This is a genomic window from Streptomyces sp. NPDC055287 (genome assembly GCF_053646035.1).
On record NZ_JBSHNE010000023.1, the window covers coordinates 74,189 to 90,647 of the forward strand.

Below are 16,459 nucleotides of genomic sequence, written 5' to 3' on the forward strand. Positions count from 1 at the left end.
GTGCTCTGTGGATGGGATCCCGGCTCGTTGGATCGGATCCGGGCGTGGACAGACGATAGGAGAACTGTGCGACAGGTTCTGTCAGGGTTTCCGAGGAGAATGCGCACATGCCTGCCAGTCGACGGCTCTCAGTTCGTCTTCTGCTGCAATCGCGGGGCCGTGTCTCCGCGCGGGCAAGCGCCAACGAGCTGAACGTGTCCGTGCGCACCGCCTACCGTGACCTGGCGCGCCTGCAGTCCGCAGGGTCCCGGACTACGCCGAGCCGGGCCGCGGGGGCGGCTACCAGCTGCTCGACGGATACCGCACCCGCCTGACCGGATGAGCGAGGGCGAGGCCCGGGCACTGTTCTTCGCCGGACCGCCCGGGCCCGCCGCCGATCTGGGGCTCGCGGCCGATGTTACGGCCGCCCGGCTGAAGCTGCTCGCCGCGTTGCCGACAGGACTACGCGAAGAAGCGTCACGGGTCGCGACGGTATTCCACATTCCACCTGGACGCCCCGGGCTGGTACCGAGAGCCTGAACAGACAGCATCTCCCCTTGTTCGTCGATGCGGTACTCACGCGGCGTACGGTGGATGTGCGACACCGCCGTTGGCGTGCCCCGCAGGAAGTGGATCGCCGCCTCTGCCCCTATGGCCTGGTCCTCAAATCCGGAACCTTGTACGTCGTGGCCGTCACGGAGCAGGGGACCGCGACCTACCGGGTCACGCAGGTCCTCGACGCGGCACTGGGCGACGAGCGGTTCGACCGACCGGAGGATTTCGACCTGGGCGCGTACTGGGCCTCCTACCTCAAAGACTTCCACGCACGCCGCTACACCGGCACAGCCACCATCCGTCTTTCCCCGGGGGACGCCGACGCCTGCCCGACAACGTGCCCCCGGAGATGGTGCGGGCTGTCGACTCCACCGCGACCGCCATCGGCGACCACGGATGGGTCGAGGCGGTCATCCCTACCGAGGGCACCGAGCACGCCCGCGGCGAGCTGCTCCGCCTCGGTGGAGACGTCGAGGTCATTGCACCACCCGAACTGCGCCAGGCCATGGCCGCCACCGTGGAGATACTCGCCCGAGCCTACGAACTCACCTGACGCCGGAGCGCGCGTCGCCGGGGTGCGTTCTACGTGGCTGCCAGTTGGATACCGGGGTGGGCTGGGCCCGGAGGTGGGACGCGCCAGTACGCCGGGCTCCCCGGTGGACTCCGCCAAAACCCAGCGTTCTACTTCGCCAATCGGGCCACCTAGGACTTTCAGTCACAAGCGTGTTACTGAGCACCGTAGTTGGCCCCAGAACCGCAGGCAGGGCACGGGTGAACCGGGATAAGGTCCCCTCTCAAGATCCCGCGCACAGAGATCCGCAAGGGGGAGATCTGCCATGAGCAGCACCGAAAGCAGCACGTACGAAGGTTTCACGGCCGAGGAGCGGGCCGCGATGAAGGACCACGCCAAAGAGGTGAAGACTGCAGCGCGCCGCAGCTCGCGCGCGGACAAGGCGGTGCAGGCGGAGCAAGACGTGCTCACGAAGATCGCCGAGATGCAGGACTCGGACCGCATCATGGCCGAGCGCGTCCACGCCGTCATCACAGCCAGCGCCCCGGTCCTCGCGCCGAAGCTCTGGTACGGGATGCCCGCTTACGCGCTGGACGGCAAGGTCGTCTGCTTCTTCCAGAGCGCGGAAAAGTTCAAGGCGCGCTACGCGACGCTCGGCTTCAGTGACGTGGCGAATCTGGACGTGGGTGCGATGTGGGCAGCCGGTTTCGCCCTGACCGAGGTGACGCCCGAGGTCGAGGAGCGGATCAGTGCGCTCGTGAAGCAGGCGGTGAGCTGAGGCGCTCACCCGGTGCACGGGCCGGGCGTACCGCTTCTGTACGTGCTCGGCGACCTGGAGCTCGTTCTGGCCGGGCGAATCGGGAGAGCGGCGACGCCTGACTGGTGACTGCACAGCCGGATCGTGTGGCGGACGTGGCCGTGTCATTCGCGGCGTTGCCCCCTCCAGAGGACCTGCCGTGCTGCCGTAGCGGTACGTATCCCCGTTGAGCGCCGTAGGTGGCCGTGCCGGCCAGCTACGGCGCTCAGGCGCAAGTTGGCACCTGAGCACTTCATGGAGTCCTGTGGTTCTTGCCGCTGTACCCTGCACTCGCTGCGCGAGCCGGCGCGCTTCGTCAAGGGCATGGCCCTGTCGGAGCAGATCACCCAGGCCACCGACGGGTTCGACGACTGGGCGGACGGCACGAAGCTCGAGCTCCCCTTTTTTATCGTTCAGGGCGAGAAGAACGTCCTTACATCGCCGGAGCTCGCCCGCCGCTTCTCGGGAGCCAGCTGTTGCAGCGGGTGTCTGACCGGGCTGTGGCCGGTCGAAGCCCAGGTGTGCGCCCCGAACGGGCCATCCGGGCAGGCGTCCCGTGAGGGTTCTGGGTGGCCAGGGTGAGTGCTGAAACCCGGCCCCCGGGGTGGCGGGCTCAGCAAGCCGGATCGCGGTGTTTCACTGTCGTCAGTTCTGATGCCGAGGGCGTCACCCGCAGACGACGAAGGAGACAACCCGATGGGCAAGATCATCACCGGGGCGACGATGTCCCTCGACGGCTATATCGCCGGACCGGAAGAGAGCGGCTTCGACTTGCTGTTCCAGTGGTACGGCAACGGCGATGTCGAGATCCCGTCGGCCAGTCCCGACGTGCCGCCGTTCCAGGTCTCCGCCGTGAGCGCCGAACTGATCAGGCCGGAGTGGGAGAACACGGGTGCGCTGGTCGTCGGCCGGTACCTGTACGACATGACGAACGCCTGGGGCGGCCGCCACCCGATGAACGTGACCACGGTCGTGCTCACCCACCTACGCCCGGACGACCGTCCTGAGGACGACGAGAACTTCGCCTTCGTCACCGACGGCATCGAGGCGGCGGTCGCCAAGGCGAAGGAGTTGGCCGGGGACAAGAATGTGGTGGTCAACGGTGGGCAGATGGCCCGGCAGTGTCTGGAGGCCGGCCTGCTCGACGAAGTCGGCGTCGAGCTGGTACCGGTCGTCCTGGGCGGTGGGAAGACACTGTTCGGTGAGCTTGCCGGCACGCCGGTGCAGTTCGAGGGGCCCACGGTGGTGGTCGAAGGCACGGGCGTCACCCACCTGCGTTACCAGGTCAAGTAGTAGGCTGACGATCTCTCGGCCGGTACTCTCGGGCGACTGCCGAGGTGGCGTCACGCCCGTCCCGGCGGCCGACCGCCTCTCCCGTCACGCCGGTCCGGGTTCCACTGCCGGCTACGGCGCCGCAGCGCGGAAGAGGGCCAGGAGGGCCTGGGCCGGAGGGGCGTCCGCGTCGAAGAACTGCGTGCCCAGCGCTGGTGGCGCGGCCGTTCCGTGCATACGGACCTCGTGGCACCGGAAACAGAACGCCGCCTCGAACAGTGCCAGGTCGAGGGAGTCCTCGTACGCCCGAACGCTCCAGCCTGGCGAGAAGCCGCAGCGGTGCTGCTCGCTGCCGGGCAGGCTCTCGATCAAGCTCAGGGCGTCGGTGGCCTCGCTCCCGGCCCAGTGGGCGACAACCCTGCCGGGATATGAGGCGCCCCGCTTGCTCGGGAGGGCGGAGATCCTTACGACCTCGATCAACACGACGGCGGCAACGGCTTCGGCGGGGAGCTGCATGTGCACAGTCTGCCCGCGGGCTCGGCAGTCGGCTGAGGCATGCCGGAGAGGCCGTTTGCCGGGCGAAGGCCCCAGCTCAAGGCCCGAACAGGGCAACTCCCTCGCTGATGTGCGAACTGAAGCGCCAAGCGGCCCACTGGGGCTTGCACGGAGGGGCGTTGGGCAGGACTCGTCGTCCCGCCGAAGTCCATGATTCCGCTTGTGCTGCCCTGTAGTCGGTGGACAGACGGCTGCGTTGCTTGCAGGCAGCTCGTAGCAGGAGGCAGTCGACCAGCCCGGCTCCGGTCCGTGGCGCGATGCTGCGACCGGACAGGGGTGTCCGTTATCCCCCGCAGCGCCTGACGGCTGCTCGCTCAGCCCACACAGGCGTGTAGCTCCCTTTGCCGACAGGCGAACCACGGACCACCCAAGCTGGGTTCGGCAGGCATGGGCTTGCCTGCCTTCCCGTCCTGCACGGTCTGGCAGGTGTAGTCCGTCTTGCCGTGCACGGGGACGAGCACGGCCGGCGGAATGTTGCTGCAGCGCACAAGGTCGTGCAGGTAGCAGCCGTAGACCGCGTTGGCGGCGCCGTCCCGCGTGAGGATTCCCATGCGAGGTTCAGCGCTCCACTGCACAGACTTTCCGTGGAGGTCCGTCGACTCGCCCACAAGGGCGTCCCACTCGACCTTCAGGCCTCAAATGTGCTCATGCATACGGCCTCGGTGCCCTTCTTCAGCGTGAGGTCGGCAGGGCAACGGGCCGTGGTCGTCCCGGCGGTGTTTGCCATGTCGAGGACCTTCGTACGCAAGCCGAAGGCAACCCTCAAGAGGTAGCGGCGTTCTCCGATGCCCGTGTCGGGGGAGGTCCTGCGGCAGGCCGACCAAGCCTGCGCTGAAACTGGGGGCAGTAGGCTCGACCCCGCGCAGGAAGACCGGCGGCAGCCCCTGACGCGGTCGTAAGAACGTAGTTCGTCGGGCCGTCGGGCCCGACTGCTCACGGTCGATCGTCGCGCCGGCGAAATTCCCTACCTTGGTGGCCGGAAAGGGTGGAGACTCGTCCTCATGGCTGACATGGAGGCATTCCGGGAGGCGGTCACCGCGTGGGCGGCCGGCGGGCCCGGCGGCCCCGCGCACGAGCTGGCCGCGCGGCTGCCCGTACGGACAGTCGTCCTGCTCGAAGGGCCGAGCGACGCCGCAGCGGTCAGCGCGCTGGCCGCGCGCCGCGGCCGGAACCTTGCGGCCGAAGGGGTCTGCGTCCTGCCGATGGGCGGTGCGATGAGCATCGGGCGCTTCGCTCGCCTCCTCGGGCCACTTGGCCTGGACCTCCGCCTCACGGGCTTGTGCGACGAGGCGGAGCGTCGTTACTACGCCCGCGGCCTGGAGCGGGTCAGTGGCGCACAGCAAGGGTTCTTCGTCTGCGCGGCGGATCTGGAAGACGAACTCATTCGCGCCCTCGGCGTGACACGGGTTGAGGAGCTCGTCCGGGCGGAGGGCGACCTGCGTGCCCTGCAGACCTTCCTGCGCCAGCCCGCACAGCAGGGCCGCACCTCGCAGCAGCAGTTGCGGCGCTTCCTCGGCACGAAGAAAGGACGCAAGATCCGCTACGGCCGCGTCCTCGTCGAGGCCCTCGACCCCGACCGCATACCCGCCCCACTCGACGGCCTGCTCACGACCCTGTGACCGCTGGGCGACATCAATCTCCGGCAGAAGAACTTGAGCGAGCGTACGGATCTTGCTGAACACGCGTAGTAGCCGGGAGGCATCCGGAACATACGGACCGGTCAGATCCCCCTTTTGAGGGTCCGAAGCATCACCGAGCCGCGGGAACCGGGTTTCGTCGAGGACCCAGGCGGTGCAACTCTTCCCAATCCTGGGCTTGGTGAGGGCGGGGCGGAGCCTCTGGCACCACCCGTACGAACGGCTCGCACAACTCGTCCGGCACCAGCCGCTCAACGATTCCCACTACAACGGACTGCCGACCCGGCCGCCTGAGATGGCCTGTCAGAACCGCGACGGTCCTAACGAGAGGGCCGCGCGCGACGCCACACCACACGCAGAGCACTCTCAGAGAGGGCGGCGGTGCCCACGACGGCGGCGTTGGCGGTGACGATCACGGCGATGGCCAGCCACGATGCCACATCGAGGTGCTGGTCGAGGACGAGCAGGGCGACCAGGGCGGCGAACACCGGGTTGACGCTCATGAAGACCCCGAAGAAGTGGGCAGGTATGCGGCGCAGCGCGAGCAGGTCGGCGAGGAACGGCACCGCGGAGGACAGCACGCCGGCGGCCAGCGCGCACAGCAGGGCGCCCGTGGTGGGCGGGTGGAGCCACAGGGCGGAGGCGCCGACGGGCAGGTAGAGCAGGCCGGAGACGGCCGCGGCGGCTGCCGATCCCTGCAGCCCGGGCAGGCGCTCGCCCACGGTGCGGTTGAGCAGGATGTAGCAGCCCCAGCAGACGGCGGCGATCACGGCCAGGCCAATGCCGAGGTAGTCGGTGCTGGGCCGCGGGCGGACGAGGACCACCACGGCCGCCGCGGCGGCGAGAGCGCACGCAAGGTCGGTACGGCGGCGGGAGCTCGCCAGCGCCACGGTGAGGGGGCCGAGGAACTCCAGAGTGACCGCGAGGCCGAGCCCGATCCGGTCGATTGCCATGTACAGCGTCAGGTTCATGACCGCGAAGACTGCGGCCAGCCCCAGCACCGGCCACCACTGCGCGGCGGTGAACGCACGCAGTTTCGGCCGGCCGGCGCTCAGAAGTACCACGGCGGCCACCCACTGGCGCACCGCCACCACTCCCACCGGACCCAGCACCGGGAAGGCAAGCGCGGCGACCGACGCCCCGACTTGGTTGGACAGGCCGCTGCCCACCATCAGCGCCATCCCGGACCACCGGGGCGACGGCTGCGCCGGGGCGGTCGTCGGCTCTACGCGAACTTCGATTGACATGGCATGACCATTTGCCACGCCGACACATACGCAAAATGCATCCGACGGCCCACCTATACCCTAGACGCATGGATGGTCATTCGGAGCTGGAGCTGCGGCACCTGCGCTGCCTGGTCGCGATCGTCGACACGGGCAGCTTCACCGACGCTGCGATCGAACTGGGTCTCTCCCAGGCCGCGGTCTCGCGCACGCTGCTCGCGCTGGAGCGGATCCTCGGCGTGCGACTACTGCACCGCACGAGCCGCACCGTCACCCCCACCACCGCCGGCGTGCAGGTCCTCGCCCGCGCCCGCCACCTGCTGGCCGAGACCGACGAACTGGTCCACCAGGCCACCACCGGCCACACGCGGCTGCACATCGGTCACGCCTGGTCCGCGATGGGCCGCCACACCGCCGAGTTCCAGCGTCGCTGGCACGACCGCTACCCCGACGTCGAACTCCACCTGATCCGCCACAACACACCCACCGCCGGCCTCGCCGAGGGCCTGTGCGACCTGGCCGTCCTCCGCACCCCCACCGATACCCGTCGCTACGACCACGCTCTCGTCGGCCAGGAACGCCGCTGCCTCGCCCTCGCCTCCGACGACCCGTGGACCAAACGCCGCAGCATCCGCCTGGAAGAGATTTGCGAGCGCACCCTGGTGGTGGACCGCCGCACCGGCACCACCAGCCTGGATCTGTGGCCCGAAGGCGCCCGCCCCGCAGTGGAGTACACCCACGACATCGACGACTGGCTCGCTGCCATCGCCACCGGCCGCTGCGTCGGCGTCACCCCGCAGGCCACCGCCACCCAGTACCGCCGCGACGGCATCACCTACCGCCCCCTGCGCGACGCCGACCCCGTCCCCGTCCACCTCTTCTGGCGACGGCACGACCCCCACCCCGCCACCCACGCCGCCATCGCCCTGCTCACCGACCTCTACCGCGAAACCGCTTGACCCCCCAGAAGACGTCAACGCTCATTGCGGGCGGCCGAGGTGACACCCCGCGTGTCTGACAAATGATCAGATACGAGTTTGTTTCGGGTGAACCTTTCGATCCGCCGGGCGATGTGCCGCTGGAAGACGAAGGGTGAGGGTAGACCCGGCCAGTGCTGCGAAAACGTCGATGAGGTGCGTGAGCGCGGCATTCCTGTCCTCAGGATCCCCCGTGTTGCCGGTGTGTGCCCCGTTCCCTGACTACCTACGATCGCCTCCAGCCGCCCGGTCATGCCGGTGGCGGGACTGCTGACGGCCGGGGCTCGGTCCATCGGCGTCGCGGAAGGTCAGGACGCCGAAATCTCAACCCGGCGCCCCCTCCGCCTCAACCTGGAGGTCACCATCGTCTGATCTGTGGTCGCTTACGCCGGCATGCTTGTCACCGGGCACGATGCGTGAGCGCGTCGATTGACGACAGCATCGGCCGCCGGGGCCACCATGTCCGGCTGGGACACTCCATGCCCGGACCGTACCGCCCGCGGACTAGTGCGCTCTCGCTCCATCCCCGACGCCGCTTCGCGAAGGACGCCGTGCTCATCGCGGACGGCACCCTGGTACCCACCCCGGACCAGACGATCACCGAACCGTTCACGAACTACCGGTATTCCACCAACCACCAGGTCGTCATCGACGCCGACACCCGCCTGATCGCCGTGGTCGGCCGGCCCCAGCCGGGCGATCGCAACGACTGCAGGCCATGGACAGATCGCTGGCCACCAGTCATGCGGTCGAGACTGCACTCGTCGGTCATTTCCGGGACGGTCCTTGGTGTTCCCCGCCCCTGCCTACGTCTGCGAGCTGGATGGACACAACGGGCAGCCGGTCCGGGCGATTTGCCTCGACCTCCGCCAGAACGGCTGCCAAGCCGTGCACGACCGTGCTCGCGGAACCGACATCGGGTGAGGTCCACGACTGGTCGACCTTGCGCAACTGGTCCTGGACCACCTGCTCTACGCCCTTCTCGTGAATCTCAGAGCATGATGAGCAGCCGCGTGTTCGGCTTGAGCTTTCTGTTCACCGAACGACTCTGCACGTATACCTCCAACTTGGGATTACGCCCCGCCTTCACGGAGACGGTCCCCTGGATACCCTTGCCGAACAGAAGACTGCGTGCCGCGTCGCCCGTGTATGCGCGGTCAGTGTCCTTCTCGACCACGATGACTTCCTTGTCGGGTTGAACCTGAACCCGGGTGCCCAGCTGGTAGTAACACGACCCGCGTTCGTACGTCACACCCGGGTGCGAATCAACGAACGATCGAATCTCGACCTCCGTGTCGACCTTCAGGAGTCGGTATTTGTCGGCCGGGACCGGCTCGAGGTTCGCTCGCACGTCGTCGACCGATATGTCCTGGCCGACCGCGAACAGGTTCTTCGTGCCGCGCACGCCCTGCTCGCGGCCACGGAGGAAGCTGGTGGCGGCAGCGCGCACGGTACCGATCGCCTCCTCGACACCCTCCTGGGAATCCGCGTCCCAGATGGCGATGTTTCCGGCCGGGAAGCCGTAGTTCTGGGCGGTTCGCTTGGCCAGCGAGTTCGGAACGAGGATCGCGGAAGTCCAGTGGCCAGGAAGCGCACCCATCTTCGCCGCGATCTTATCGAGCCAGGGGCCGAGGATGGCCATGTCGCCGTCGTGCCGTCTGTCGCCACCGGAGGCGTTCTCCTCGCCGTCCGTCACCACGATCTGGAGGAAACTGTGTTCGCCGTACGCCTCCCAGATGTGGCCCAGGTCGTCCAGGGACTTCAGAGAGGCTTCGATGAGGGCCGTAGCGCCATTGTTGACCTTGTACAGACCCCGCATGGACGGCAGATGCTTCACGTCCATGTCCCAGACCAGGTTCTCCACCTTATGGTCGAAGGAGTAGAGACTGATCCGGGTCTCATGACCGAGGCTGTCCGACTCGGCCTTCAATCCCGCCACGAACTCGTCGACGACGCGGATGAGTTGACTCTGGTGCTGATGCATGGAACCCGAACAGTCCACTACCAGCGCGACGTGATTCACCTTGTGCTGGATCTTGTTGGCGGACACGATTCTGCTCCTTCTCCGAGGCTCCCCGAGTGATGCCTCCACACTATGGCGAGGCACTGACAACGGAGCTTGAGGGACGATCACCCGCCTGACCCCGCAGCGGACCCCGGGCGGGAGGCAGCGGTGAGAGCCGACGCCCGTGTCGGGAACACGGCCTGCACAGGGTGAACCTTCCCCGCCTCCTTCCTCACGCCTCGCGAACTGCTTGACCGCGTAGCAGCGCAAGAGTGCCGTAGAGGTCGAGGGCTCGTCGGGGTCCGTCGCGTAGTGCGCGGCGATGTCGGACCATCGGCCCAGCTGTAGAGGCGGACGTGGCGGCGGTGGACCAGCGGCAGCTCCGTTCCTGTCGGTGATCAGGTGGATCTTCGGTCCCCGACTTGCCGTGTCGGTCGGATTCGTGCCGTCAGTGGCTCCCTCGGACTCCGAAGACCGCACATCGCGCGGCGCCCGGCGCCGGGGCTGCTGGTGCACCGTTCAGCTGATTGGCCGCACCACCCGCCGGAATTAGGGGGAAGCGCCGGCACCGGCTGGGGCCAGTCCTACGGTTGCTCACCTAATTCAGGGGCGACCCACCATCGGCCACCCGGGTTGCGTTCCGGTCGACACAGGCACATTCGGGCTCCACCCGCCTGCGTGCGCGCGCGGAGGAATGATCGAGCGCCTTACGGTGGGCTGATGCGAGCTGTACCCAGGTGGGCCCTGTTTTCGTCGGGGTGTGCCCCCCTCCTGTTGATCGGGGGCTGGACGATCGCGGCACTACTGGAGGGGCCCGCCTACGATCCCGTCACTCAGACGATCAGCGTCCTGGGGGCCTACGGGGCTGCGGGCTTCTGGGTGATGACCGGAGCCTTCTTCGGCCTGGGCGTCTGCCACCTGGTTACCGCCTGGGGGCTGCGCGCAGCTGCGTTCGCCGGACGTGTGGCGCTGGGAGGGGGTGGAGCGGTGGCGTTGGTGGTGGCTCTGCTCCCGGTGCCGAGCAGTGGGGGGTCCCTGATCCACGGATCAGTCGTCGCGGTCGGCTTTACTCTGCTGGCGGTGTGGCCGGTCCTGGCTGCCGATCGCGGCGGAACCGCACCATGGGGACTACGGCCCGTGCCCTCCACCATGGTGACCGTTCTGATGGGCGTCGGTGCAGGCTGGTTCCTCATCGAAATGCACCGTCACGGTGCTGCTGGTGTTGCTGAACGCCTTGTGACATGTATTCAGTCCCTGTGGCCCTTGGTAGTCGTCGCCTCCTGCCTCAGTCATTCCGACAACGATGGACCTTCGCAGTGATCCGGGGGAAGAGAGACCGCTCTGTCAGACCGAGTGGGCGTTCACAGCCTGCTACGGGGGCGCCTGGCGCTGCTTGTGAAAATGGCTTTGCGCTCCCAGTCATAGCTGGGGAGCGCAAAGCCATGCAGCAAAGCGAGCTCGGTGTGTTCTTACAGGCGATGCTGTGATGCGAGGCGAACCGTACGGGGTTCAGCGCTGCACCTGACCACCAAGTGGCGCACTCGCACCGCGCGTTTATCGAAGGGTGAGCGGCGTTTCGGATGCGACGCGGGACAGCTTCTCGGGGTTGCGGACGTAGTAGAGGCCGGTGATGCGGGCGTCCTCGATTTGGATCGCCATGATGCCGTCGATCTCGCCGTCCAGGTGTACGAGGAGTGCGGGGTTGCCGTTGACCACGGTGGGAGCGACGGTGATCGGGCGTTTGTTCTTGCCGAGACCACCGACCATGAAGCGGGCCACTTTGTCGGCGCCGGTGATCGGCCGCAGCGCGGCCTGCTTGATGCCGCCGCCATCGCTCACCAGGACGACTTCCGGGGCGAGCACGTCGAGGAGGCCCTGCGGGTCCCCGGTTTCGAGTACGCGCTGGAACGACTCCAGAGCCGCCCGGGTCTCGGCGGCGGAAACCGACTGGCGAGGGCGGCGGGCATCGACGTGCCGGCGAGCACGGTGCGCGATCTGGCGCACGGCCGCGGGGCTCTTGCCGACGGCGGCAGCGATCTCGTCGTAGCCGACGTCGAAGGCCTCGCGCAGCACGAAGACGGCACGCTCGGTCGGCGACAGTGTTTCGAGGACGAGCATCATCGCCATCGACACACTCTCGGCGAGCTCGACGTCCTCGGCCACGTCCGGCGCGGTGAGCAGCGGCTCGGGCAACCAGGAGCCGACGTACGCCTCCTTGCGGCGGCTCATGGTGCGCAGCCGGTTGAGCGCCTGCCGGGTCGTGATCCGGACCAGGTAGGCGCGGTGGTCGCGCACCGGCGCCAAGTCGACCTTGACCCACCGCAGCCAGGTCTCCTGGAGGACGTCTTCGGCATCGGCCGCCGATCCGAGCATCTCGTAGGCGACGGTGAAGAGCAGGTTGCGGTGGGCGACGAACGTCTCGGTCGCCGGGTCAGTGGTGTGATCGCTCATATCTCGACCCCTCTCCTTCGCGGCCGGCCCTGGTGGGCGAAGGCCTTCAAGCGTGCGTCCACAGCAAGATCCTTTTCGTTGGTGGCCGTTGGATTCTGACCCATCCGTTCGGTGAGATCGGGAGTGGGGCACCACTCGGAGCACGGCTGTGACACGCCGAGTTGGCTACCGGATCGGCCGCGAGTGCCTGGCTAGGCTGTCCGTTCAGCGGTGGCCGGCGCGTCGCCGCGCTTGACCTGCAGCAACTGTTGGCGCTTGGCACCTCCTGAGATGCGGTGCAAGCTGTACGAACCGGGCTTGCCTGCCTCGTCGGCCAGGTGCTTGACGATGCCCCTGCACACGAGCTCCTTGAGCCTCGCGCCAGGGCGACCGTCGATGTGGAACCACACCGCGACGTCGTTGCGGGCGAACTGGAAGATGCCGACGCGTCGGCCCAGGCTGATGCACTGGGCGCCGAACGGCTGGTTGAGGGGCGAGGGCTGCTCACCCGCGATCCGGCTGAGCACCGTGTCGGCGGCCCGCGCGCCCAGAGGCATCGCGGCCTGGCAGCTCATCCGCAGTGGCAGGCCTGACGGTGCCGCCGAGTCCCCGGCCGCGACGATGCGTACGTCGTCCACGCTCGTCAACGTCTCGTCCGTGAGCAGACGGCCCAAGGCGTCGGTACGCAGCCCGCTGCGCACGCCCAGGTCCGGCACACCGAATCCGGCCGTCCAGATGGTCACCGCGCTCGGCAGCTCGCGGCCGTCAACGAGCCGCACGGCGTCGCGGCTCACCGCCGTCACCTTCGTGTCGGGGCCGTCGAGCACGGTCACACCGAGCCTGGCCAGCCGCCCGGCCACCGAGTGTCGGCCCCGAGCGTGCAGGTACGGGCCGAGTACCCCTCCGCAGACCAGGGTCACGGCGCGGCCGTTCTCCGCCAGCTCGGCGGCGGTCTCGATGCCGGTCGGACCAGCTCCGACCACCGTCACCGCGGCTGTCGTCTGCGCGGCGTCGAGGACCGGCCGCAGCCGCCTCGCCTCCTCGAAGGTGGCGATCGGGTAGGCGAACTCGGCCGCTCCGGGCACGCGCGGGTCGGCGCTGCCACTGCCCACCGCATAGACCAGGTAGTCGTAGCCGACCGTGCTACCGGTCGCCAACGACACGCTGCGCCCGGCCGCGTCGATCCGTGCCACGGTGTCGACCACCAGCCGGACGCCTTCCGCCAGTACGTCTCGGTAGTCGACGACCGCGGCGTCGGACCCGCCCACCAGTTGGTGCAGGCGGACCCGATGGACGAAGGACGGGCGCGGGTTCACCAGCGTCACCGTCACGTCGCCGCGCCGCGTCAGGCGATTGGCCGCCATGACGCCGGCGTATCCGCCGCCGATCACGACAACATCGGTGTTCTCAGTCATGATGTCTCCTCCGCTTCAAGGGTTCGGGCACAAGACACCACTTGGTCGATCCCTGTGACAGCGTGTGAGGCACCTCACTCCACAGATGTGGCTGCCTGGACGGGTTCCGGTCTGACCCCTGTGGCTTCGTATTCCGAGAACGGACACCGCTTGTCGCCAAGTTCGGGCGGCACTTGCTGATGGCAGAGCCGAAAAGTGCCGACGAGAAGTGACACCGGTGCGGCAGGGGCCCGTCACATCGGGAGGGAGAACAGACGGACTGGCTCTGGAGGCCAGTACGCGTTGTCGTGCAGGGGCTTCACCATGGTCCGCAGCGGCATGGTCACCAAGCGGCTTTCGGGTTGTTCCACGAGTACGTCCTGGTCGAGCGGGTGCCATCCGAGACGCTGGTACAGCGGCACGAGAGGAGGTCGGCAGAACAGGAGTGCGTGCTGAGGACCCATCGCGCGCGCGTGGTCAAGCGCCGCTGTGACGACGATCCGAGCCAGCCCCTGGCCCTGCATGTCGGGTGCGACGGCCACTCCGCCGACACCCACCACCTCTGTCTCGGCGTCACCGATCGCAACAGGCAGCCGTAGCAGGCCGGCGTGTGCCACAAGCCGGTCGCCATGTCTGACACCGAAGTGTTCTTCCTTGGGCAGCCAGGTCAAGCCGGTCGCGGCAACACCGAAGGGATCAGCGCCGTCGCCGAGGATCTCGTTCTGCTCCGTCTTCGTGTACCGAGGGAGCCGCACTACGATCGGTGCTGCAGCGGATTGGTTCTCAGGCATCCTCACATGATGATCTCTCCTCCGAGGACTGGCCAAGCGGTTGCTCAGCCGATCATCGAGACCGGCTCGACTGGATGCTCATGACTTCCCGGTCGACAGTGGCCTCGCCTCCCTCTCGGACGTGGCGAACTCCGGCCCTCGAGATGCGTCTACGCAGGCCGCACGTGTCGTCCTCCCGAACGTCAGAGGGGGCGTGCCGGAGGGGCGCCGCGCTACCGACGTGCAACCGCCAGGCTGCTCACCCGCCCGGTGGTGGGGTTCACCGCAGCAGCAGCGCGTACCTTCTGGTGGAGCCCGACAGGGCGGACGCGCTGCGGTTCTGGGAGGGCCGGGGCTGGCAGAGGGCTGTCGAGGCCGAGCAGCCGCACACGCGCGTCCTGATGGTCAAGGAGATCGCCTCTGCCGCAGAGCCCGAGAGGCGGGGTGTCGGCTCCTGAGTGGACTGACCGCCGCCCGCGCCGATGAACTGCCGGGCCGCCGGATGCAGGTGGGGCCCGCATGGGTAAAGGCTCGCTCAGTCCGGCATGCTGATGGCGATTCGCCGACCGCGCTCATCCTCCTTGCTGGTCAGCACGCAGATGTAGCGGTCGGGGCACTCCTATGCCTCGTCGCCTGCCTCGGCGCGTTCGGTGGTGATCACACGGCCGTCTGCCGGCCCGTACTTCAGGCAGATGTTCATGAGAGCGGACCGTGGAGAGCCGCTCCTGCTTGCGTCTCGTGCCGGCCGATCCCCGGCTCGCGGACTCGCGGTCGCGCTGGACGACGCCCCCACGAGGCCCCTCCGTCAGGCGAAGCACCAGCACCTCAGTCCGAGACGGACAGATCGCCCCTGCACGAGGCGCAAGGGGTTTCGTCGCCACGGCCGGTACGGCCCGCTTCAGGTGAGGGGCGCGCCCAAGGTTGCGGGGGTGGGGCCGTCGGGGCGGACGGTGATGCCGTACACCGCCTTCGTGGGGGTGGAGCAGAAGGCCAGGGTATGGGCCGGCAGCAGGTGTTCGAGCAGGACGGTCGATTCTCGGAGCGCGAATTGCAGACCGAGGCAGGCTCGGGGACCGATGCCGAAGGGGAAATAGGCGCCCGTGTGGGGAGGTTTGCCGTCCGGGGCGATGAAGCGCCGGGGGTCGAAGCGCTCTGGGTCTGGCCACAGTTCGGGATCGCGGTGCGTGAGGTACGGGCAGATCAGGATGTCGGTGCCCGCTTCGACGGCGTAGCCGGCCAGAGTGTCGTCCTCGGTGGCGTGGCGGGGCAAGATCCAGGCGGACGGGTAGAGCCGGAGCGTCTCATGGACCAGGGCCTGGATGGCCTGGCGGCGTTGGGCTGAGCCTTCGCTGCCGGCGGCGAGAGCTTGTTCGCGGGCGGTGGGGTACCGGTCGAGGAGCAGGTAGAGCCAGGTCAGGGTGGTGGCGGTGGTCTCGTGCCCGGCTACGAGCAACGTGACCAACTCGTCGCGGATCAGCCGGTCGGTGTACTCGGGGCGCTCGGTGGCGGCGTCGATGAGAACGTGCAGCAGGCCCGGACTGTCGGGGCCGGCCGCCCCGCTGCGGGCGGCCTCGATAGCGTGCCGGGCGACCGCATCGATCCGGGCGAGGTCGGCGGCAACGGCGTCCTGGGCGTCGGTGACATCAGCGGGCAGAGTCGGAAGGGCGGCCGTCACGGCTGCCACGGCGGCCAGTTCGCGTTCGGTCCCGTCGTCGAGGGGATGCCCGGTAAGAGAGCGCCAGATGGTGTCCAGGGCGAACCGGCGCATCTCCTGCCCGACATCGAGGGTCTGCCCGCTACGGGCGTACTGGCCCCAGCGCCCGGCGGTGGTCCGGGCAGCCTCGCTGATCCGCTGTTCGTAGCGGCGTATCCCGGGGCCGGTGAACTGGGACTGCAACAAGCGGCGTTGCCGCTTCCACGCAGCACCGGTGGCGGCGAGGACGCCGTCGCCGATCAGCACACGGGCGCGGTGGGAGCGCTTGACGTACCGCTCCGGATTCCGGGCGAGTACGTGCTGGACCGCCTGCGGGTCAGTGACGAGAACGGTGGGGGCCGGCCCTAGTCGGAACGCGGCGATGCCGCCGGACCGCTCGCGCACCTGGGACAACAGCCCGACCAGCTCGCCTCCCCCCGAACGCCACCGCTCCACGAGCCCAGGCTCGACTTCGGGGATTGGCCGCCCCGTCCCGGGAACGTACGGAAGGGAGCCGAGACTGGCTTCGGTGTCCATGTTTCTTCTCCTGGTCAACCGCTGGGTTTGGCCATAACGGAGCGCTGGCACCACGGACTGTACGGGAACGGGTACACCTGGTGACAGCCCGCCTCGGTGCGGCCATTGTGCCGGCATAGCCG

The 16,459-nt window shown here is 68.2% G+C and carries 14 protein-coding genes and 2 pseudogenes; 8 read left to right on the forward strand and 8 right to left on the reverse strand.

Annotated features, from left to right (window positions below; genetic code table 11):
* Positions 1–107: 107 nt before the first annotated feature.
* The 3 genes and pseudogenes from ACWIHY_RS28255 to ACWIHY_RS28265 all read left to right on the forward strand — a co-directional run bounded on the left by ACWIHY_RS28255 (position 108) and on the right by ACWIHY_RS28265 (position 3,134).
* A pseudogene (locus tag ACWIHY_RS28255) lies at positions 108–1,087 on the forward strand (helix-turn-helix transcriptional regulator).
* A 283-nt stretch (positions 1,088–1,370) separates the two neighbouring features.
* A complete protein-coding gene (locus ACWIHY_RS28260) occupies positions 1,371–1,823 on the forward strand; it encodes an iron chaperone (protein WP_454378580.1) in 453 nt (150 codons plus the stop codon).
* Positions 1,824–2,537: 714 nt separating this feature from the next.
* Entirely contained in the window at positions 2,538–3,134 is a 597-nt protein-coding gene (locus tag ACWIHY_RS28265) for a dihydrofolate reductase family protein (RefSeq protein ID WP_454378582.1), read from the forward strand.
* A gap of 111 nt (positions 3,135–3,245) precedes the next feature.
* Here ACWIHY_RS28265 and ACWIHY_RS28270 read toward each other — a convergent pair whose 3' ends face one another.
* Together ACWIHY_RS28270 and ACWIHY_RS28275 are read right to left on the reverse strand one after the other, a co-directional pair.
* On the reverse strand, positions 3,246–3,629 hold the full coding sequence (locus tag ACWIHY_RS28270) for a hypothetical protein (protein WP_454378584.1): 384 nt from the start codon (positions 3,627–3,629) through the stop codon (positions 3,246–3,248).
* A 353-nt stretch (positions 3,630–3,982) separates the two neighbouring features.
* Positions 3,983–4,219: a hypothetical protein gene (locus ACWIHY_RS28275; RefSeq protein ID WP_454378586.1), complete on the reverse strand. Its 237-nt coding sequence runs from the start codon at positions 4,217–4,219 to the stop codon at positions 3,983–3,985.
* A gap of 450 nt (positions 4,220–4,669) precedes the next feature.
* Between ACWIHY_RS28275 and ACWIHY_RS28280 the strand changes: the two genes are divergently transcribed.
* Positions 4,670–5,287 (forward strand): TOPRIM nucleotidyl transferase/hydrolase domain-containing protein, encoded by a 618-nt coding sequence (locus ACWIHY_RS28280; protein ID WP_454378587.1) that lies wholly within the window; start codon positions 4,670–4,672, stop codon positions 5,285–5,287.
* A gap of 338 nt (positions 5,288–5,625) precedes the next feature.
* Here ACWIHY_RS28280 and ACWIHY_RS28285 read toward each other — a convergent pair whose 3' ends face one another.
* On the reverse strand, positions 5,626–6,477 hold the full coding sequence (locus ACWIHY_RS28285; protein ID WP_454378606.1) for an EamA family transporter: 852 nt from the start codon (positions 6,475–6,477) through the stop codon (positions 5,626–5,628).
* 143 nt (positions 6,478–6,620) lie between these two features.
* Between ACWIHY_RS28285 and ACWIHY_RS28290 the strand changes: the two genes are divergently transcribed.
* Positions 6,621–7,490, forward strand: coding sequence for a LysR family transcriptional regulator (locus tag ACWIHY_RS28290; RefSeq protein ID WP_454378588.1), 870 nt, complete (start codon positions 6,621–6,623; stop codon positions 7,488–7,490).
* Positions 7,491–8,020: 530 nt separating this feature from the next.
* A pseudogene (locus ACWIHY_RS28295) lies at positions 8,021–8,236 on the forward strand (IS5/IS1182 family transposase); the annotation flags it as partial.
* A gap of 263 nt (positions 8,237–8,499) precedes the next feature.
* Here the strand turns inward: ACWIHY_RS28295 and ACWIHY_RS28300 are convergent.
* A complete protein-coding gene (locus ACWIHY_RS28300) occupies positions 8,500–9,558 on the reverse strand; it encodes a VWA domain-containing protein (RefSeq protein ID WP_454378590.1) in 1,059 nt (352 codons plus the stop codon).
* A 675-nt stretch (positions 9,559–10,233) separates the two neighbouring features.
* Here ACWIHY_RS28300 and ACWIHY_RS28305 point away from each other — a divergent pair.
* The gene (locus ACWIHY_RS28305) at positions 10,234–10,833 is read left to right on the forward strand and encodes a DUF998 domain-containing protein (RefSeq protein WP_454378591.1); all 600 of its coding nucleotides are present in this window, start codon (positions 10,234–10,236) and stop codon (positions 10,831–10,833) included.
* A 234-nt stretch (positions 10,834–11,067) separates the two neighbouring features.
* Here ACWIHY_RS28305 and ACWIHY_RS28310 read toward each other — a convergent pair whose 3' ends face one another.
* The 3 genes from ACWIHY_RS28310 to ACWIHY_RS28320 all read right to left on the reverse strand — a co-directional run bounded on the left by ACWIHY_RS28310 (position 11,068) and on the right by ACWIHY_RS28320 (position 14,128).
* Entirely contained in the window at positions 11,068–11,964 is an 897-nt protein-coding gene (locus ACWIHY_RS28310; protein ID WP_454378592.1) for an RNA polymerase sigma-70 factor, read from the reverse strand.
* A 191-nt stretch (positions 11,965–12,155) separates the two neighbouring features.
* Positions 12,156–13,358, reverse strand: a complete 1,203-nt coding sequence (locus ACWIHY_RS28315; RefSeq protein ID WP_454378593.1) for an NAD(P)/FAD-dependent oxidoreductase — start codon at positions 13,356–13,358, stop codon at positions 12,156–12,158.
* Between the two features lie 233 nt (positions 13,359–13,591).
* Complete coding sequence (locus ACWIHY_RS28320) at positions 13,592–14,128, reverse strand: GNAT family N-acetyltransferase (protein ID WP_454378594.1); 537 nt, start codon at positions 14,126–14,128, stop codon at positions 13,592–13,594.
* A gap of 287 nt (positions 14,129–14,415) precedes the next feature.
* Here ACWIHY_RS28320 and ACWIHY_RS28325 point away from each other — a divergent pair, with 287 nt between their 5' ends.
* Positions 14,416–14,565: a hypothetical protein gene (locus ACWIHY_RS28325; protein WP_454378595.1), complete on the forward strand. Its 150-nt coding sequence runs from the start codon at positions 14,416–14,418 to the stop codon at positions 14,563–14,565.
* A 440-nt stretch (positions 14,566–15,005) separates the two neighbouring features.
* Here the strand turns inward: ACWIHY_RS28325 and ACWIHY_RS28330 are convergent, their stop codons facing one another.
* Positions 15,006–16,337 carry a cytochrome P450 gene (locus tag ACWIHY_RS28330; RefSeq protein ID WP_454378596.1) on the reverse strand — a complete coding sequence of 444 codons (1,332 nt, stop codon included), beginning with the start codon at positions 16,335–16,337 and terminating at the stop codon, positions 15,006–15,008.
* Positions 16,338–16,459 lie beyond the last annotated feature (122 nt).